General features: G+C 72.3%; 15 protein-coding genes. 13 read left to right on the top strand and 2 right to left on the bottom strand.

The window, feature by feature from the left end; genetic code table 11:
- Positions 1 to 290 precede the first annotated feature (290 nt).
- From argC to Q0817_RS13260, 6 genes are read left to right on the top strand one after another with little or no spacing between them, the layout of a single operon-like run.
- Positions 291 to 1,340 carry an N-acetyl-gamma-glutamyl-phosphate reductase gene (gene argC, locus Q0817_RS13285; protein ID WP_298588905.1) on the top strand — a complete coding sequence of 350 codons (1,050 nt, stop codon included), beginning with the start codon at positions 291 to 293 and terminating at the stop codon, positions 1,338 to 1,340.
- Positions 1,337 to 2,551 (top strand): bifunctional glutamate N-acetyltransferase/amino-acid acetyltransferase ArgJ, encoded by a 1,215-nt coding sequence (gene argJ, locus Q0817_RS13280; RefSeq protein ID WP_298588902.1) that lies wholly within the window; start codon positions 1,337 to 1,339, stop codon positions 2,549 to 2,551. Before argC ends, argJ begins: the two co-directional genes overlap by 4 nt.
- A gap of 46 nt (positions 2,552 to 2,597) precedes the next feature.
- Positions 2,598 to 3,527, top strand: coding sequence for an acetylglutamate kinase (argB, locus tag Q0817_RS13275; RefSeq protein ID WP_298588900.1), 930 nt, complete (start codon positions 2,598 to 2,600; stop codon positions 3,525 to 3,527).
- Positions 3,524 to 4,852 (top strand): acetylornithine transaminase, encoded by a 1,329-nt coding sequence (locus Q0817_RS13270; RefSeq protein WP_298588897.1) that lies wholly within the window; start codon positions 3,524 to 3,526, stop codon positions 4,850 to 4,852. Before argB ends, Q0817_RS13270 begins: the two co-directional genes overlap by 4 nt.
- Positions 4,849 to 5,829, top strand: a complete 981-nt coding sequence (argF, locus tag Q0817_RS13265) for an ornithine carbamoyltransferase (RefSeq protein ID WP_298588894.1) — start codon at positions 4,849 to 4,851, stop codon at positions 5,827 to 5,829. The genes Q0817_RS13270 and argF overlap by 4 nt, the downstream gene beginning before the upstream one ends.
- Positions 5,826 to 6,320, top strand: a complete 495-nt coding sequence (locus Q0817_RS13260) for an arginine repressor (RefSeq protein ID WP_298588891.1) — start codon at positions 5,826 to 5,828, stop codon at positions 6,318 to 6,320. Before argF ends, Q0817_RS13260 begins: the two co-directional genes overlap by 4 nt.
- A 33-nt stretch (positions 6,321 to 6,353) precedes the next feature.
- Here Q0817_RS13260 and Q0817_RS13255 read toward each other — a convergent pair whose 3' ends face one another.
- Positions 6,354 to 6,788 carry an ankyrin repeat domain-containing protein gene (locus tag Q0817_RS13255; RefSeq protein WP_298588888.1) on the bottom strand — a complete coding sequence of 145 codons (435 nt, stop codon included), beginning with the start codon at positions 6,786 to 6,788 and terminating at the stop codon, positions 6,354 to 6,356.
- A gap of 247 nt (positions 6,789 to 7,035) precedes the next feature.
- On the opposite strand from Q0817_RS13255, the gene Q0817_RS13250 reads away from it, so the two are divergent.
- Positions 7,036 to 8,556, top strand: a complete 1,521-nt coding sequence (locus Q0817_RS13250; RefSeq protein WP_298588885.1) for a long-chain fatty acid--CoA ligase — start codon at positions 7,036 to 7,038, stop codon at positions 8,554 to 8,556.
- A 109-nt stretch (positions 8,557 to 8,665) separates the two neighbouring features.
- Here the strand turns inward: Q0817_RS13250 and Q0817_RS13245 are convergent, their stop codons facing one another.
- On the bottom strand, positions 8,666 to 10,342 hold the full coding sequence (locus Q0817_RS13245) for a catalase (RefSeq protein ID WP_298588882.1): 1,677 nt from the start codon (positions 10,340 to 10,342) through the stop codon (positions 8,666 to 8,668).
- 373 nt (positions 10,343 to 10,715) lie between these two features.
- On the opposite strand from Q0817_RS13245, the gene Q0817_RS13240 reads away from it, so the two are divergent.
- The 6 genes from Q0817_RS13240 (at position 10,716) to tyrS (ending at position 18,513) form a co-directional block, all read left to right on the top strand.
- Positions 10,716 to 11,927 carry an argininosuccinate synthase gene (locus Q0817_RS13240; RefSeq protein WP_298588879.1) on the top strand — a complete coding sequence of 404 codons (1,212 nt, stop codon included), beginning with the start codon at positions 10,716 to 10,718 and terminating at the stop codon, positions 11,925 to 11,927.
- A 141-nt stretch (positions 11,928 to 12,068) separates the two neighbouring features.
- Positions 12,069 to 13,517, top strand: coding sequence for an argininosuccinate lyase (gene argH, locus Q0817_RS13235; protein ID WP_298589060.1), 1,449 nt, complete (start codon positions 12,069 to 12,071; stop codon positions 13,515 to 13,517).
- A complete protein-coding gene (locus Q0817_RS13230) occupies positions 13,514 to 14,197 on the top strand; it encodes a DNA-3-methyladenine glycosylase (protein WP_298588876.1) in 684 nt (227 codons plus the stop codon). The genes argH and Q0817_RS13230 overlap by 4 nt, the downstream gene beginning before the upstream one ends.
- 24 nt (positions 14,198 to 14,221) lie before the next feature.
- Positions 14,222 to 14,758 (top strand): adenine phosphoribosyltransferase, encoded by a 537-nt coding sequence (locus Q0817_RS13225; protein WP_298588873.1) that lies wholly within the window; start codon positions 14,222 to 14,224, stop codon positions 14,756 to 14,758.
- A 118-nt stretch (positions 14,759 to 14,876) separates the two neighbouring features.
- Complete coding sequence (locus Q0817_RS13220) at positions 14,877 to 17,135, top strand: UvrD-helicase domain-containing protein (RefSeq protein WP_298588870.1); 2,259 nt, start codon at positions 14,877 to 14,879, stop codon at positions 17,133 to 17,135.
- Between the two features lie 67 nt (positions 17,136 to 17,202).
- Entirely contained in the window at positions 17,203 to 18,513 is a 1,311-nt protein-coding gene (gene tyrS / locus Q0817_RS13215) for a tyrosine--tRNA ligase (RefSeq protein ID WP_298588867.1), read from the top strand.
- The last annotated feature ends 373 nt before the right edge of the window (positions 18,514 to 18,886 follow it).

The raw sequence follows: 18,886 nt of genomic DNA, 5'->3' as shown, positions 1-18,886 counted from the left end.
GTAGGCGGCGAGCCCGGCCGCGCTCTCCCTGCGGGGGTCTCCGAGGGGTAGCGTGAGCACAAGTGGGGGCACGGGGATGCCCCCGTAATCATCGAGATTTGCACACGGGAAGCGTAGATTCAGGGGCAGAGCCGTTCCGGGGGGATGTGACAACGGCCGTGGCCGGCGCGACGAGGGGGTCCCGACGCGCCCCGACGAGGGCGCACCCGCTCCTCCGCCTCGTCCGCCCTCGTCCCGTAGCGTGCATAATTATTGAAGACCATGCATAACTTTGAGCTAGAGTGGGCCTTATGACGTTCAGCGCAGCAGTTTCGGGGGCTTCCGGCTACGCCGGTGGCGAGGTCCTGAGGATCCTCGCCGGTCACCCGCAGATCGAGATCGGGGCCGTGGGGGCCCATTCCAACGCGGGCCAGCGGCTGGGGGAGCTGCAGCCGCACCTGCATTCCCTCGCCGACCGGGTGCTCGTCGACACCACGGTGGAGAACCTGGCCGGCCACGACGTCGTCTTCCTCGCCCTGCCGCACGGCGCCTCGGCCGCGCTCGCCGCGCAGCTGCCGCCGGAGACCGTGGTGATCGACGCCGGCGCCGACCACCGGCTCGACTCCGCCGAGGAGTGGGACCAGTTCTACGGCTCCCCGCACGCCGGGACGTGGCCGTACGGGCTGCCCGAGCTCGTCGTGGACACCGAGGGCACCCGTCAGCGCGAGCACCTCCGCGGCGTCACGCGCATCGCGGTGCCGGGGTGCTACCCGACGAGCGCGCTGCTCGCCCTGGGCCCCGGATTCGCGGCCGGTCTCCTGGAGCCCGAGGACGTCGTCATCGTCGCGGCGTCGGGCACGTCCGGCGCCGGCAAGGCCGTCAAGGCCCACCTGCTGGGCTCGGAGGTCATGGGCTCGATGAGCCCGTACGGGGTGGGCGGCGCCCACCGGCACACCCCCGAGATCGAGCAGGGCCTCTCCAAGGCCGCGGGGCGCCAGGTGCGGATCTCCTTCACCCCGACGCTGGCCCCCATGCCGCGGGGCATCCTCACGACCGCCACCGCGCGGGTCGCGGAGGGCGTGGACGCCGCGCAGCTGCGGGAGGCCTGGGAGTCCGCGTACGCGGCCGAGCCGTTCGTCACCGTCCTGCCCGAGGGCCGGTGGCCCGCGACGAAGTCGGTGGCCGGCTCCAACCACGCCCAGCTCCAGCTCGCCCACGACGCCCGGGCGGGCCGCGTCATCGTCACCTGCGTCATCGACAACCTCGTCAAGGGCACCGCGGGCGGTGCCGTCCAGTCCATGAACCTCGCCCTCGGCCTGCCGGAGGACACCGGCCTGAATCTCCAAGGAGTCGCACCGTGAGAACGTACCCCTCCCAGCAGCCCGCCGGCACCCTGCCGGTCGACACCACCCGCGGCGTGGCCGCCGCCCAGGGCTTCCGTGCGGCCGGCACCGAGGCGGGCTTCAAGGACTCCGGCGGACCGGACCTCGCCCTCGTCGTCAACGACGGGCCCCAGCACCACGTGGGAGCCGTGTACACGACCAACCGGATCGCCGCCGCGCCCATCCAGTGGTCCAAGGCCGCGACCGCGGACGGCAAGGCCGCCGCCGTGGTCCTCAACTCCGGCGGGGCCAACGCCTGCACCGGACCGCAGGGGTTCCAGGCCTCCCACCGGACCGCGGAGCTCGTCGGCGAGGCGCTCGGCATCGGCGCGGGCGACGTCGTGGTGTGCTCCACCGGGCTCATCGGCATCCAGCTGCCCATGGACGTCATGGAGCGCGGCCTCCCCGGGGTCGTGGAGGCGCTCGGGGACGACGACGCCGCCGGGGCCGCCGCGGCCCGGGCCATCATGACCACCGACTCCGTCTCGAAGCAGGCCGCCTACGTCCGCGACGGGTGGACGGTCGGCGGCATGGCCAAGGGCGCGGGCATGCTCGCCCCCGGTCTGGCCACGATGCTCGTGGTGCTCACGACCGACGCCGAGCTCTCCTCGGACGCCCTGCAGTGGGCCCTCGAGGACGCGGTGAAGGTTACGTTCAACCGCACCGACTCCGACGGCTGCATGTCGACCAACGACACCGTGGTCCTGCTCGGCTCGGGCGCCTCCGGGATCACCCCGGACGAGTTCGAGTTCAGCCAGGCCGTGACGGCGGTGTGCCACTCGCTGGCCCAGCAGCTGATCACGGACGCCGAGGGCGCGTCCCACGACATCGAGATCACCACGGTCAACGCCGCGACCGAGAAGCAGGCGGAGGACGTGAGCCGCTCGGTGGCCCGCTCCAACCTCTTCAAGGCCGCGATCTTCGGCAACGACCCCAACTGGGGCCGCGTCCTGTCCGCCGTCGGCACCACCGACGCCGCGTTCGACCCCGACCAGCTCGACGTCGCCATCAACGGCGTCATGGTCTGCCGCAACGGCATGATCGGGGACGCGCGCGAGGACGTGGACCTGGCGGCCGAGCGCAGGGTGACCGTCCTGGTCGACCTCAAGGCCGGGGACGCCGACGCCACCGTCTGGACCAACGACCTCACCCACGACTACGTCGAGGAGAACAGCGCCTACTCCAGCTGACCAGCCCGCCCACCAGGACAGCACCGACCGACGGCGCAGGAGAACCATGACCGACCCCAGTGACCCGACCCGCTACGAGACCGCCCAGCTGAAGGCAGCCGTCCTGATGGAGGCCCTGCCCTGGATCCAGCGCTACGCCGGGTCCGTGATGGTCTTCAAGTACGGCGGCAACGCCATGGTGTCCGAGCCGCTGCGGCAGGCCTTCGCGGAGGACATGGTGTTCCTGCGCCACGTCGGGATCAAGCCGGTCGTGGTGCACGGCGGCGGACCCCAGATCAACCGGATGCTGGAGCGGCTCGGCATCGAGTCCGAGTTCCGCGGCGGGCTGCGGGTCACGTCGCGGGAGGCCGTGGACGCCATCCGCATGGTGCTGACCGGGCAGGTCCAGCGGGAGCTCGTCTCCTTGCTCAACGACACCGGCCCGTACGCCGTCGGGCTCTCGGGGGAGGACGCCGAACTGTTCCGCGCCGTGCGCCGGGGCACCGTCGTGGACGGCGAGGAGGTGGACCTCGGCCACGTGGGCGAGGTCGTCGGCGTCAACCCCGAGCCCGTCACCCAGCTCCTCGACGCCGGACGGATCCCCGTCATCTCCTCCGTGGCGCCGGAGGTCGACGCGCAGGGCCGCCCCACGGGGGAGATCCTCAACGTCAACGCCGACACCGCCGCCGCCGCGGTGGCCGTGGCCCTGCGCGCCGAGAAGTTCGTGGCCCTCACCGACGTCGAGGGCCTCTACGCGGACTGGCCCGACAAGGACTCGCTCATCGCGTCCCTCTCCGCCTCCGAGCTGCGCGCGATGCTCCCGAGCCTGCAGGCCGGGATGATCCCCAAGATGGAGGCGGCCCTGCGGGCCGTGGAGGGCGGGGCCCGCCGGGCGTCCATCGTCGACGGGCGCAGCCCGCACACCTGCCTGCTCGAGATCTTCACCGACACGGGCATCGGAACCCAGCTCGTCCCCGACCACGGAGCATCGTCATGACCGCCCAGCACGCCACCGCCCAGCACACCGCTTCCCGGTACTCCGCCCAGACCGCCCTGCTCGGCGAGTACGCCGACTCGCTGCTCGGCGTCTTCGGCAGCCCGTCGCTCGTGCTCACCCACGGCAAGGGCGCCGTGGTCACCGACGCCGACGGCCGGGACTACCTCGACCTGCTCGCCGGCATCGCCGTCAACGCCCTCGGCCACGCCCACCCGCGCTGGGTGGAGATCGTCTCCCGCCAGCTCGCCACCCTCGGCCACGTCTCCAACTTCTTCACCTCCCCGCAGCAGATCGCCCTCGCCGGGAAGCTGCTATCCCTGGCCGGCGCGCCCGCGGGCTCCCACGTCTTCTTCGCGAACTCCGGGGCGGAGGCCAACGAGGCCGCGTTCAAGCTCGCCCGCCGCCACGGCCACGAGCACCCCGGCCCGGACGGCCGGCCCCGCGGCACCGTCCTCGCCCTCGAGTCCGCCTTCCACGGCCGCACCATGGGCGCGCTCGCCCTGACCGCGAAGGAGGCTTACCGGGCGCCCTTCGAGCCCCTGCCCGGCGGGGTGCGGCACATCCCCGCGACCGTCGAGGCCCTCGAGGAGCACCTCGACGGGACCGTCGCCGCGCTGATCGTGGAGCCCGTCCAGGGCGAGGCCGGCGTGCGCGAGCTGCCCGAGGGCTACCTCCGGCGGGCGCGGGAGCTCACCCGCCGGCACGGCGCGCTGCTCGTCGTGGACGAGGTGCAGACCGGGATGGGCCGCACCGGCCGCTGGTTCGCCTCCTCCGCCGAGCTCACCGGCAGCGACCTGCCGGACGCGATCACCCTGGCCAAGGGGCTCGGCGGCGGCTTCCCGATCGGCGCGATGCTGACCGTCGGCGCCGAGGTCTCCGCGCTGCTCGGCGCCGGCCAGCACGGCACCACGTTCGGCGGCAACCCGCCGGCCACCGCCGCGGGCCTCGCGACCGTGACGGTGATCGAGGAGGACGGCCTGCTCGAGCACGCCCGCACCGTGGGCGCCGTGCTCGGCGAGGGCCTGCGGGCGGTCCCCGGGATCGGGGACGTGCGCCAGCACGGCCTGCTGATCGGCGCCGACCTCGAGGTCCCCGCAGGGGCCACCGCCCCGTTCGGTCCCGCCGTGGTCGAGGCCGCCCGGGACGCCGGGTTCATCGTCAACGCGACCGGCCCCGGCACCCTGCGCCTGGCACCGCCCCTGATCCTGACCCAGGAGCAGGCGCACACGTTCCTCGACGCGCTCCCCGAGATCCTGCACACCGCCACCGCCGCCGTCACGGCCCCCGCCGCGACCGCGCCCGACACCCCGCCGAAAGAAGCATGAACCCGTCCATGACCCCCCGCCACTTCCTCGTCGACACCGACCTCTCCCAGCAGGAGCAGGAGGAGGTGCTCGAGCTCGCCGCCCGCCTCAAGACCGACCGCTGGGCCCACCGGCCCTACGCCGGACCGCAGACCGTGGCCGTGATCTTCGACAAGACCTCGACCCGCACCCGGGTCTCCTTCTCCGCCGGGATCGCCGACCTCGGCGGCAATCCCCTGATGATCAACCCGGGGGAGTCCCAGCTGGGCAAGGAGAGCGTGGCGGACACCGCCCGCGTCTTCTCCCGCATGGTCTCCACGATCGTGTGGCGCACCTACGCCCAGTCCGGCCTGGAGGAGATGGCCGCGGCCTCGGCCGTGCCCGTCGTCAACGGGCTCTCCGACGCCTACCACCCGTGCCAGATCCTCGCGGACCTGCTCACGATCCGGGAGCACCGGGGGCGCCTCGCCGGGCTGACCTTCGCCTATCTCGGGGACGCCGCCAACAACATGGCCCACTCCTACCTGCTGGGCGGGGCCACCGCCGGCATGCACGTGCGCGTCGCCGGCCCGCAGACCCACCACCCGGACCCGGCGGTCGTGCGGGCCGCGGAGGAGCGCGCCGGCCAGACCGGAGGGTCCGTGGGCGTGACCACGGACCCGGCCGAGGCGCTCGCCGGGGCGGACGTGGTCTGCACCGACACCTGGGTGTCCATGGGGCAGGAGGCGGAGACCGAGGCCCGGGCGCAGGTCTTCCGGAAGTACTCCGTGGACGCCGCGGCGATGGGCCGGGCGGCGCCCGGGGCGCTGTTCCTGCACTGCCTGCCCGCGTTCCGCGGCTCCGAGGTCGCGGCCGAGGTCATCGACGGCCCGCAGTCCGTCGTGTGGGACGAGGCGGAGAACCGGCTGCACGCCCAGAAGGCGCTCCTGGTGTGGCTCATGGCCCGCTCCGGACGGTACGACCTGGACGCCGCCGACGCCCCTGCCGTCCCGGCATGAGCATCCCCGCCACCAAGACCGCGCGGCAGGCCCGGATCGTGGCCCTGGTGACCGGCGGGGCGATCCACTCGCAGGCCGAGCTGGCCGCCCGGCTGGCCGAGGACGGCGTGCAGGTCACCCAGGCCACGCTCTCCCGCGACCTCGTGGAGCTCGGGGCCGTCCGGGTCCGCGACGGCTCCGGCACCCTCGTCTACGCCGTCCCGCAGGCCGGGGCCGACCGCTCACCCGCCTCGGGGATCACCCAGGAGGTGCTCGACGCGCGCCTGGCCAGCCTGTGCCGCGAGCTGCTGGTCACCGCCGAGGCGAGCGCGAACCTCGTGGTGCTGCGCACCCCGCCGGGGGCCGCCCAGTACTTCGCGTCCGCCATCGACACCTCCGTGCTCCCGGCCGTGCTCGGCACGATCGCCGGCGACGACACGATCATGGTCGTGTGCCGGGAGGCCGACGGCGGGCCCGCCGTGGCCCGTCGCTTCCTGGAGCTCGCCGAGTAGAGGTCCCGCCGCCGCCTCGTGCCGGCCGCGCGCTCAGCGGGCCGCGTGCTCCTCCAGGACGGGGACGAGGTCCGTGCGCTCGAAGACCCGGGCGAAGTCCAGGGCGGAGTGGGCGCCCGCCGTCTGGGAGGCCCCGGCCTCGAGCAGCGCGCGGACGATCGGCTCGTTGCCGCGGAAGACGGCGCTCATCAACGCCGTCTGGCCGTTGTCGTTGACCCGGTCGGGGTCCGCCCCGGCCTGGAGCAGCGCCGTGACGGTCTCCTCGCGCTGGTGGTAGGCCGCGAGGATCAGCAGGGTGTCGCCCTTGCTGTTGGTGAGGTTGACCGGGACGCCCGCGCGCACGGCCGGCAGGAGGTTCTCGGTGTCGCCCGTCCTGGCCATCTCGAACAGGGAGAGCACGTAGGCCATCTCCTCCTCGGTCAGCTGGGGCGCTGCCTGGTCCTGGGGCTGCTGGGGGGTCTGGGTCACGGGTGGTCCTTCGCGGTCGGTGGAAGCGGTCGGTGGAAGCGGTCGGTGGAAGCGGTCGGTGGAAGCTGTCGGTCGAGCGGGGTTCCTGCCGGCCAGTTTATCGAAGGCGGGGCCCGCGACACGCGCCTGCCCGGAGATACCCGGGTCTTGACGTTGCAGTAACCGACTGGCACGCTCGTGTGACACAGCTCACCTCCCGCCCGTTCCTCGCGCCGGTGCCCGCGCACCGGGGATCCGGAGTTCCTCCATGACGAATCTCGCCACCCTGCTGACCGATACGGCCGCGGCCTCCCCGGACTCCCGGGCCGTGCTCCTCGACGACCGGGTCCTGACCTACGGGGCCCTCGACGACCTGTCCGCGCGGGTCGCGTCGATGCTGGCCGCCAGGGGCATCGGGCCGGGGGACCGGGTGGCCATGATCCTGCCCAACGTCCCGCACATGCCGATCGCCTACTACGGGATCCTGCGCACGGGCGGCGTGGTCGTGCCCCTCAACCCCCTCCTCAGCCCCCGGGAGCTGGCGTACCACTTCGAGGACGCCGAGGTGTCCCTCGTGTTGGTCTGGGAGGCCATGGCCGAGGCCACCCGGGCCGCGGTCGGCGACCTGGACCGGGACGTCCCGGTGGTCGAGGTCTCGGCCGCCGGGACGCTGCAGGCGCTCGGGGACGTGCCCCCGCGGCCCGGGGTCGCCGACCGCGAGGACGACCAGCCCGCCGTCCTGCTCTACACCTCCGGGACCACGGGCCGGCCCAAGGGCGCCGTCCTGACGCACCACAACCTGCGGACCAACGCGGAGCTGTCCGCGAGCCTCTTCGACCTGCAGCCCGGGGACGTCATGTTCGGGGCCCTGCCGTTCTTCCACGTGTTCGGCCAGACCGTGGCGCTCAACGGCGTCGTCCGGGCCGGCGCCGCCGTCACGCTGCTGCCGCGCTTCGATCCGGCGAAGGCGCTGGAGATCCTGGTGCGGGACGAGGTCACGGTCTTCGCCGGGGTGCCGAGCATGTACGTGGCGCTGCTCCACGCGGCGGGCGAGGGGCCGGTCGAGGTGCCGCACCTGCGGGCCGGGGTCTCCGGCGGGTCCCCGCTGCCGGTCGAGGTCCTGGAGCGCTTCGAGAAGGTGTTCGGGGCGCCCATCTACGAGGGGTACGGACTGTCCGAGACCTCCCCGGTGGTGTGCTTCAACCAGCGGGAGCACGGGCGCAAGCCGGGGTCGATCGGGACCGTGGTGCGAGGGGCGCAGCTGAAGGTCGTGGACGACCTCGGCGAGGAGGTCCCCGTCGGGGAGATCGGTGAGCTCGTGGTGGCCGGGGAGTACGTGATGGCCGGCTACTGGCGCAACCCCGAGGCCACCGAGGCCGCGATCCGCGACGGCTGGTTCTCCACGGGGGATCTCGCCCGGGTGGACGAGGACGGCTTCTACTACATCGTGGACCGCAAGAAGGACATGGTCCTGCGCGGCGGCTACAACGTCTACCCGCGCGAGGTCGAGGAAGTGATCTACCAGTTCCCCGGCATCGCCGAGGCCGCGGTGATCGGGGTCCCCGACGAGGCGATGGGGGAGGAGGTCGCCGCCGTCGTCGCCTTCCGCGACGTGCCCGAGGAGGAGCTGGACGCGAAGGTCGACGAGCTGGACGCCTTCGTCCGCGAGCGCGTGGCCAAGTACAAGCACCCGCGCTACTACAAGGTGGTCGACGAGCTGCCGAAGGGCCCGACCGGCAAGATCCTCAAGCGCTCCCTCGACCTCGAGGGCGCCGGGCGCCGCGGCTGAGCACGCACGCGGAAGGGCCCGGCCGCTGGACAGCGGCCGAGCCCTTCACGTCACGGGTCCACCAGGACCCCGGCGAGGCGCCCCGGGCGGGGCGCCTCCGTGCACCGGGTCAGCTGGACATCATCGCGGGGCTCTGCTCCTGGGGCTCCCGCTCGACGACGACGCGCTCGTTCGGCACGCAGTGGGTCATGGTCAGACCCGCCACGTCGCGCGGGCCGTTGTCGCCGAGGTTCGCCACGCGCCGCTGCTCCTCCTCGGACAGTCGCTGGGTGGGCAGCGGGCCCAGGTCCTTGACGTCCTCGAGGGAGACGCCGATGCCGTCGCCCACGCGGCGGCCCATCTCGTCCTCGACCATGTAGAAGTGCCAGACCATGCGCTCCTGGATCGGGCGGTCGCACTGGGACAGCGCGTCGACCAGGTTGGCGATGAGCTCCTCCTTCTCCCACTCCTCCTGGAGCTGGAAGCGCTCGCCGGCCTGCTGGTAGTCGTTGGTCCGCTCGATCCGGGCGCGGGTCACGCGGCCGTTGATCTCCGGGCCGACCTCGGCGTGGTAGTCCTCGCCCTTCGGGGTCTCCTGGACACCGCCGGTGATGGTCGGCTCGTAGTTGACGTGCGGGTTCTGCCCCGGGGCGTGGTCCACGCCGTAGGCCATCTGGCCGTCGCGCTGGTTGGTGGCCACGGGGGCCTTCGGAGCGTTGACGGGAAGCTGCAGGTAGTTCGGGCCCACCCGGTAGCGCTGGGTGTCCGAGTAGGAGAAGGTGCGCCCCACGAGCATCTTGTCGTCGGAGAAGTCCAGGCCGTCCACGAGCACGCCGGTGCCGAAGGCGATCTGCTCGTTCTCGGCGAAGAAGTTCTCCGCGTTGCGGTTGAGGACCATCCGGCCGACCGGCTTGGGCGGGAAGATCTCCTCCGGCCAGACCTTGGTGTCGTCCAGCGGGTCGAAGTCCAGCTCCGGGTGGTCGTGGTCCTCCATCACCTGGACCTGCAGCTCCCACTCGGGGTGGTCGCCGGCCTCGATCGCGTCGTAGAGGTCCTTGGTGTGGGAGCCGAGGGTCTGCGCCTGGATGTTCGCGGCGTCGGCCGAGGTCAGGGACTTCACGCCCTGCTTCGGGATCCAGTGGTACTTCACCAGGAGGGACTCCCCGGCGGCGTTGACCCACTTGTAGGTGTTCACGCCGAAGCCCTGCTGGTGGCGGTAGTCCGCCGGGATCCCGCGCGGGGAGAACAGGATCGTGATCATGTGCATCGCCTCGGGCGACTGGCTGAAGAAGTCGAAGGCGCGGTTGGCCACCGAGGCCTCGAAGTTCACGGGGTCCGGCTTCTGGGAGTGGATGAAGTCGGGGAACTTGATGGCGTCGCGGATGAAGAACACGCCGAGGTTGTTGCCGACGAGGTCCCAGTTGCCCTCCTCCGTGTACATCTTCACGGCGAAGCCGCGCGGGTCGCGGGCCACCTCGGAGGAGTCCCGGCCGCCGGCCACGGTGGAGAACCGCACGGCCACGTCGGTGCGCTTGCCGGCCTCGGCGAACACCTTCGCGCGGGTGAACTTCGCGATGGGCTCGTCGCCGTACGTGCCGTAGGACTCGAAGTAGCCGAAGGCCGTGGTGCCGCGGGCGTGGACCACGCGCTCGGGGATGCGCTCGCGGTCGAAGTGGCTCATCTTCTCGAGGAACGCGTAGTTCTCGAGGGTCGCGGGCCCGCGCGAGCCGACGGTGCGGGTGTTCTGGTTGTCACGGACGGGGTGGCCCTGGCGCGTGGTCAGGGTCTGGTCGGGAACGTTCGTCATGGGGTTCCTCTCGGGGTAGGGACCGGGTGTCCGGGAGGGCCGGGGCGCGAGCGCTCCTGCCTGCCCGGGTGTGCTCATCGGTGAGGACGACACCTCTCGTCCAGTATGTCGGATGCACCAGGCTATTGCTAGCGACTCATAATTGCGGAGTGGCGCGCCGCGCCGGTCCAGGCGGGGGCGGGGTCGACCACCCCGGCGGGCGGTCCCGGTCGACCACCGGGCCCCGGGGCCGTCAAGGTCGCGTCCGGGGGACGCCGGAGGGCTCGCGGCGGGCGGTCGGGGCATGATGCATAAATACAAGTTGGCGTGTATAGTCATGCACAGAAGGCGGGGCCACGTCGTGGCGCCCGGACCACCGACGAAGGAGAACACCGTGACCGAGCGCGTTGTGCTGGCCTACTCCGGAGGCCTCGACACCTCCGTGGCCATCGGCTGGATCGGCGAGGCGACAGGGGCCGAGGTCATCGCCGTGGCCGTCGACGTCGGGCAGGGCGGGGAGGACCTGGAGACCATCCGCCGGCGTGCCCTCGACTGCGGCGCCGTCGAGGCCTACGTGGCCGATGCCCGCGACGAGTTCGCGGCCGAGTACTGCATGCCGGCCCTGCAGGCGAACGCCCTGTACATGGACGCGTACCCCGTGGTCTCCGCGCTGTCCCGCCCGGTGATCGTCAAGCACCTCGTGGCCGCCGCCAAGCGCTTCGGCGCCTCCACCGTGGCCCACGGCTGCACCGGCAAGGGCAACGACCAGGTCCGCTTCGAGGTCGGCATCCAGACCCTCGGCCCGGAGCTCAAGTGCATCGCCCCGGTCCGCGACCTCGCCCTGACCCGCGACAAGGCCATCAACTACGCCGAGAAGCACCACCTGCCCATCGCCACGACCAAGAAGAACCCCTTCTCGATCGACCAGAACGTGTGGGGCCGCGCCGTGGAGACCGGGTTCCTCGAGGACATCTGGAACGCCCCCACCAAGGACGTCTACGACTACACGGACGACCCCACGTTCCCCCCGCCGGCCGACGAGGTCGTGATCAGCTTCAAGGGCGGCATCCCCGTGGCCCTCGACGGCCAGCCGGTCACCCCGCTGCAGGCGATCCAGGAGATGAACCGCCGCGCCGGCGCCCAGGGCGTGGGCCGGATCGACATCGTCGAGGACCGGCTCGTGGGCATCAAGTCCCGCGAGGTCTACGAGGCCCCCGGCGCCATGGCCCTGATCGCCGCGCACCGGGAGCTGGAGAACGTGACGGTCGAGCGCGAGCAGGCCCGCTTCAAGCGGATGGCCACCCAGCGCTGGACCGAGCTCGTCTACGACGGCCAGTGGTTCTCCCCGCTCAAGCAGTCCCTCGACGCGTTCATCCAGGACACCCAGAAGTACGTGGACGGCGACATCCGGATGACCCTGCACGCCGGGCAGGCCACGGTCACCGGCCGCCGCTCGAACACCTCCCTGTACGACTTCAACCTCGCCACCTACGACGAGGGCGACGCGTTCGACCAGTCCCAGGCGCGCGGCTTCATCGAGCTGTTCGGCATGTCCTCGAAGGTCGCGGCGTCGCGCGAGCAGCGCCTCGCGGCCGAGGGCAGGTAGAGCGGGACCACGTAGGCTCGTCCCAGCAGGAACGGGCACGACGGCGGAGGGCCCCATCGTGGCGGTGGGGCCCTCCGCGCACGCCGGAGCACCGGGCCCGGCCAGGACGGAACGAGGAGAGACATGGCGGAGCAGGACAAGATGGCGGAGCAGGACAAGCACGGGACCAACGAGGGCGCGCTCTGGGGCGGGCGCTTCGCCGGAGGGCCGGCCGACGCCCTCGCGGCGCTCAGCAAGTCGACGGACTTCGACTGGCGGCTGGCCCCCTACGACATCGCGGGCTCCCGCGCCCACGCCCGCGTCCTGCACACCGCGGGGCTGCTGACCGGTGACGAGCTCGAGGGCATGCTCGAGGCCCTCGACCGGCTCGAGGCCGACGTCCGCTCCGGGGCCTACGCGCCCGCCCCCTCGGACGAGGACGTCCACGGCTCCCTCGAGAAGGGCCTCATCGAGCGGGCGGGGCCCGAGCTCGGCGGCAAGCTGCGCGCCGGCCGCTCCCGCAACGACCAGATCGCCACCCTGGGACGGATGTACCTGCGCGACCACGCCGCGATCATCGCCCGCAACGTGCTCGACGTCGTGCAGGCCCTCCTGGACCAGGCGAAGGCCCACCCGGAGGCCCCGATGCCCGGGCGCACCCACCTCCAGCACGCCCAGCCCGTGCTGCTGTCCCACCACCTGCTCGCCCACGCGTGGGCGATGCTGCGCGACGTCCAGCGCCTCGTCGACTGGGACGCCCGCGCCGCGGTCTCGCCCTACGGCTCCGGCGCGCTCGCCGGGTCCTCCCTCGGTCTGGACCCGCGCGCCGTGGCCACCGAGCTGGGCTTCGACTCCGCCGTGCACAACTCCATCGACGGCACCGCCGCCCGGGACGTCTACGCCGAGTTCTCCTGGGTGACCGCGATGATCGCCGTGGACATGTCCCGGATCTCCGAGGAGATCACCACGTGGGCCACCAAGGAGTTCTCCTTCGTCACCCTCGACGACGCCTTCTCCACCGGCTCCTCGATCATGCCGCAGAAGAAGAACCCGGACATCGCCGAGCTCGCCCGCGGCAAGGCGGGCCGGCTCATCGGTGATCTCACCGGGCTGCTGGCCACGCTCAAGGGCCTGCCCCTGGCGTACAACCGGGACCTCCAGGAGGACAAGGAGCCCGTCTTCGACGCGATCGACCAGCTCGAGGTCCTGCTGCCCGCCGTGGCCGGGATGATCGCCACCCTCGACTTCAACACGGAGCGCATGGCCGAGCTCGCCCCGCAGGGCTTCGCGCTCGCCACGGACGTCGCCGAGTGGCTCGTGCGCCAGGGCGTGCCCTTCCGGGACGCCCACGAGATCGCCGGGGACGCGGTGCGGGTCTGCGAGCAGCGCGGCATCGAGCTGTGGGACCTCACCGACGAGGACTTCGCCGCCGTCTCCGCCCGGCTCACCCCGGGGGTGCGCGAGGTGCTCACCGTCGAGGGCTCGCTGGCCTCCCGCAGCGCCCAGGGCGGGACGGCGCCCTCGGCCGTGGCCGCGCAGATCGGCGAGCTCGAGCGCCAGGTCGCCGAGGCGGCGGCCTTCTCGCGGCGGGCCCCGATCGTCGCCGGATGAGCCAGGACGGCCCGCTCACCGGGGCGGCGCTGCTCGAGCTGCTGTCCCGGCCGGCCCCCGAGGTGGCGCCGCGGCTGCTCGGCGGTCTGTTCGGCCACCGGAACGGCGAGGGCGCCGTGGTCCTGCGGATCACGGAGGTCGAGGCCTACGGCGGTCCGGACGGCTCCGACCTGCCGGACCCCGGGGCGCACACGTGGCGCGGGCGGACCGCTCGCAACGCCTCGATGTTCGGTCCGCCGGGCCACGTCTACGTGTACTTCACGTACGGGATGCACCACGCGGTGAACCTGGTGTGCCGGCCCGAGGGCACCGCCGGCGGGTGCCTGATCCGGGCCGGTGAGGTCGTCGAGGGCGCGGCCCTGGCCCGCGCCCGCCGCGCGGCGGGCCGGGCGCGTCCCGTGCCCGACGCCGCACTGGCCCGGGGACCGGGCAACCTCGCCAAGGCCCTGGGGATCGACCTGAGCCACGACGGCGCGCCCCTCGCCGCGGCGGAGGACACCGCGGCACCGGGCTTCTTCCTGCGGCCGGCCCGCCCGGAGAGCGGCGCCCCCGTGGGCAGCGGGCCGCGCACCGGGGTGTCCGGAGCCGGTGGGACCCCCGAGTTCCCCTGGCGGTGGTGGCTCCTCGGAGAGTCCTCCGTCTCGCCGTACCGTCCGGCGGTCCCGCGCCGACGCCGCTGAGTCCGCGGGGCCCGGGCGGATAGCATGAGCCACGTGACTGAATCCGTTGAGCAGATGATCGAGCGCCTGTGCGTGAAGATCCCCGACTACCCGGAGCCGGGGATCCTCTTCCGCGACCTGACGCCCCTGTTCGCGGACGGTCCCGGCTTCCGGCGGACCGTCGACGCCCTGGCCGACGCCTTCAGGGGCCAGTTCGACTACGTGGCCGGCATCGAGGCCCGCGGCTTCCTCATGGCCGGGGCCGTGGCCTATGCGACGGGCGTGGGCCTCATCCCGGTGCGCAAGGCCGGGAAGCTGCCCCGGGAGACCTTCCGCGAGGAGTACGTCCTGGAGTACGGCTCGGCGGTGCTGGAGATCCACACCGACGACGTCCCGCGCGGCGCCCGCGTGCTCGTGCTCGACGACATCCTCGCGACCGGCGGCACCCTCGGGGCCACGGCCCAGCTGCTGCACCGGGCCGGGCTGCACGTCGCCGGGTTCGGGCTGATCATGGAGCTCACCGACCTGCGGGGGCGCAGCCAGCTCGGCGGACACCGTGTCCGGGCACTGTACCGGGTCTGACCAGGGACGCCGCCACGGGAGGAACGCCTGTTACGCACCGCACGGCCTGGTCGCCGTGCGAACGCCCGCGGACCGGTAGAATCGATGGTCTGTTCGATCCGGAACGAGGTGTCCACCCATGGCAGAGACCGTCGCCACGATGGCGGCCGAGCAACTTGCTGTCGAACGCGCGTACGTCGCGATGCTCTACGACCGGCTCGACGAGCTGCGGGCCGAGAAGACCGCCGAGCTCGCGGCCGTGCGGCGCAGCGAGTCGTTCGGCAACCACCAGAACCGCGCCGAGCGGGACGCGTTCGCGTCCCACTACGAGGACCGTCTCGCTCAGCTCGAGGCCGTGGACCACCGGCTGGTCTTCGGCCGCCTGGACGGCCAGGACGGCGACCGCCGGTACGTCGGGCGCATCGGTCTGGCCACCGCGGACCACCAGCGGCTCATGGTGGACTGGCGCGCCCGCGAGGCGGCCGCCTTCTACCAGGCGACCGCGCAGAACCCCATGGGCATCCGGCGGCGCCGCCACCTGATCCTCGAGGGCCGCGACGTCGCCGCGCTCGAGGACGACGTCCTCGACCCGGACATGCTCGAGGACGAGGGCGTGCTCCACGGGGAGGGCGCCCTGCTCGCGGCGCTGAACCAGAAGCGCACCGGGCGGATGTCGGACATCGTCGCGACGATCCAGGCCGAGCAGGACAAGATCATCCGCGCCCCGCTGCCCGGCGTCCGCGTGGTGCAGGGCGGGCCCGGCACCGGCAAGACCGCCGTGGCGCTGCACCGGGCGGCGTACCTGCTCTACGAGCACCGGGAGCGGCTGCGCAAGGCCGGGGTGCTGATCGTCGGCCCGTCGTCGTCGTTCATGTGGTACATCGAACGGGTGCTGCCGGCGCTCGGGGAGACCGGCGTCGTGATGTCGTCCCTGTCCGAGCTGTTCCCGGGCGTGGCCGCCGTCCCCGAGCGCGATCCGGGCACCGCCCGGCTCAAGGCGGGCCTCGACATGGCCGACGTCATCGCACGCGCCGTGCGGGACCGGCAGAAGGTCCCGGCCCAGGACCAGGTCCTGCGCGTCGACTCCCACCGCGTGACGCTCACCCCGCGCACGGTCAAGCGTGCCCGGGACAAGGCCCGCGCCACCGGCAAGCCGCACAACGAGGCGCGCAACACCTTCGTGAAGATCGCCCTGCGCGAGCTCACCGAGCAGCTCGGCGAGCACCTCAACACCACCAGCGGCAACGTCATGGACCGCTCCTACCTCGCGGAGGACATCCGGCAGTCCCGGGACGTGCGGATCGCGCTCAACCTCGCGTGGATGCCGATGTCCCCCCAGACCCTCGTGGGCCAGCTGTTCAGCAAGCGGCACTACCTCGAGTCCGCCGCCCCGCACCTGGACGCCGCGCAGATCGACGCCCTGCTGCGCCCGGCCGATGCCCCCTTCACCGTGGCGGACGTGCCGCTGCTGGACGAGGCCGCCGAGCTGCTGGGCGACCTCGACGAGGCCGGGGTGCGCCGGCGGGCCGAGACGGAGCGGGAGCACCGCAAGGCCACGGACAACGCCGAGCACGCGCTGGCGAACATGCACCAGAGCCTCGAGGACGTCGGCGCGGACGGCATCGTGACCGCGGCCCAGCTCACGGACTTCAACGCGGTGACCCAGCACCGGATGACCGCGGCCGAGGCCGCGACCGCGGACCGCACGTGGGCCTACGGCCACGTGGTCGTCGACGAGGCCCAGGAGCTCTCGCCCATGCAGTGGCGCGTGCTCATGCGCCGGTGCCCCATGAAGTCGTTCACCGTGGTCGGCGACATCGCCCAGGCGGGCTCGGCCACCGCGGCCCGCAGCTGGCAGGACGCCCTCGAGCCCTTCGTGGGGGAGCGGTTCGTCCTCGACGAGCTCACGGTCAACTACCGCACCCCCGCCGAGATCGCCGAGGCCGCGGTGGACGTCGCCCGGGCCGCCGGCCTGGACATCTCGGCCCCGCGGGCCGTCCGCGAGGGCGAGGCACCGATCGTGCAGCGGGTCGAGGCCGCGGACGTCGCCGAGGGCGTGCTCGACCAGGTGCGCACCGAGCTCGAGCTCGTCAACGGCGGTCTCGTGGCCGTGATCGTGCCCGAGGACCGCGTGCAGGAGATCGGCACCGCGCTCGCCGGAGCCCTGCCCGGTCTCGTGGGCGCCGGGGTGCGCCGGCTGGACCGGCAGATCGTGGTGCTCTCCGCGTGGGACGCCAAGGGACTCGAGTTCGACTCGGTGGTGGTCGTCGAACCGCAGGCCCTCGTCGAGGAGGTGGGCGGCGGAGTGGGCAACCTCTACGTGGCCATGACCCGCCCCACCCAGCGGCTGCGCGTCGTCGCGGCCCGCCCGCTGCCGGCCGGTCTCGACCGGTTCTGAGCCCCGGCCACCGGAGCCACCGGGACGCGGAGGGGATCCCCCTCCGCGTCCTGGTACCTTGGAAGCCGTGTCGAACGCAATAGACCTGGACCTCCAGCACAACGATCCGTCCTTCGCCAACGTGTGGCAGGAGCTGCAGTGGCGCGGGCTCGTGCACGTCTCGACCGACGAGGCGGCGCTCGAGAGGTCGCTCGCCGAGGAGAAGGTCACCTATTACTGCGGGTTCGACCCCACCGCGGCGTCCCTGCACCTCGGGCACCTGGTGCAGCTGCTGCTCATGCGACGGCTCCAGCTCGCCGGCCACCACCCGATCGGGCTCGTGGGCGGGTCCACCGGTCTCATCGGGGACCCCCGCCAGAGCTCCGAGCGCATCCTGAACTCCCGGGAGACCGTCGCGCAGTGGGTGGAGCTGCTCCGGGCCCAGGTCGAGCGGTTCCTCTCCTTCGAGGGCGAGAACCGGGCCGTGATGGTCAACAACCTGGACTGGACCTCGCAGCTCTCCGCCATCGACTTCCTGCGCGACATCGGCAAGCACTTCCGCGTCGGCACGATGATCAAGAAGGACATCGTGGCCAAGCGGCTGCACTCGGAGGAGGGCATCTCCTACACCGAGTTCAGCTACCAGATCCTGCAGGGACTGGACTACCTGAACCTCTACCGCGACCACGGCTGCACCCTGCAGACCGGTGGCTCCGACCAGTGGGGGAACCTCACCTCCGGGACCGATCTGATCCGCAAGGTCGAGGGCGCGGCCGTGCACGCCGTGGGCACCCCGCTGATCACCAACTCGGACGGCACGAAGTTCGGCAAGTCCGAGGGCAACGCCGTGTGGCTGGACCCGGAGCTGACCTCGCCGTACGCCTTCTACCAGTTCTGGCTCAACACGGCCGACGCGGACGTGGTCGACCGGCTCAAGGTCTTCACCTTCCTCACCCGTGCCGAGATCGAGGAGCTGGCCCGCGCCGTCGAGGAGGAGCCCTACAAGAGGCAGGCCCAGAAGGTCCTGGCCTGGGAGGTCAACTCGCTGGTGCACGGGGTGGAGGCGACCGAGAAGGCGATCGCGGCCTCGGCCGCGGTCTTCGGGCGGGGCGAGCTCGCGGAGCTCGACGCCGAGACCCTGGGCTCGGTGGCCCGCGAGCTGCCCGGCGCCAGCGTGGCCGCGGGCCCGCTCCAGGTCGCCGACCTCCTCGTGGCCACCGGGCTGTCCGAGTCGAAGTCCGCCGCCCGCCGGACCCTCAAGGAGGGCGGCGCCTACGTCAACAACGAGAAGGTCGTCGGCGAGGACGCCGAGCTCGGCCCCGACCAGCTCCTGCACGGCCGGTGGGCGCTGCTGCGCCGCGGCAAGAAACACCTCGCGGCCGTCACCGTGGAGGCCTGATCTGAGGGTTGGTCCGCGCGCCGATCCACCCGCCACCCCCGTCCGGGAGCCGAGCTTGCAGGCCCCTGGGCGGGGGTGTAGTGTTCATCGAGTCGTCAGGCAGGGCCGAGAGGCCGGCGGACGGCAACACCGCAAAGAGCAGCAGGACCAACGGGTACTGCCTAGTTCATGCGGGAGCGACCGTTCAGGTCGGTCCGAACCCGGAACAACGCAAGTTGACACGCCGAGAACGGACTGCGTAGGATGGTCGAGCTGCTTGAGGCGGGGAACGAAGTTCCGACGCGGAGGGCACCGAAAATTCCAACACGGTTTCCGGGTGTTCGGCCTGGTTGCTGGTCTGTTGTTTGAGAACTCAATAGTGTGCCATGTTTGT

It is taken from the genome of uncultured Kocuria sp., from assembly GCF_947500125.1.
Taxonomy (GTDB): domain Bacteria; phylum Actinomycetota; class Actinomycetes; order Actinomycetales; family Micrococcaceae; genus Kocuria.
This window is presented reverse-complemented; position numbering and strand designations above follow the sequence as displayed.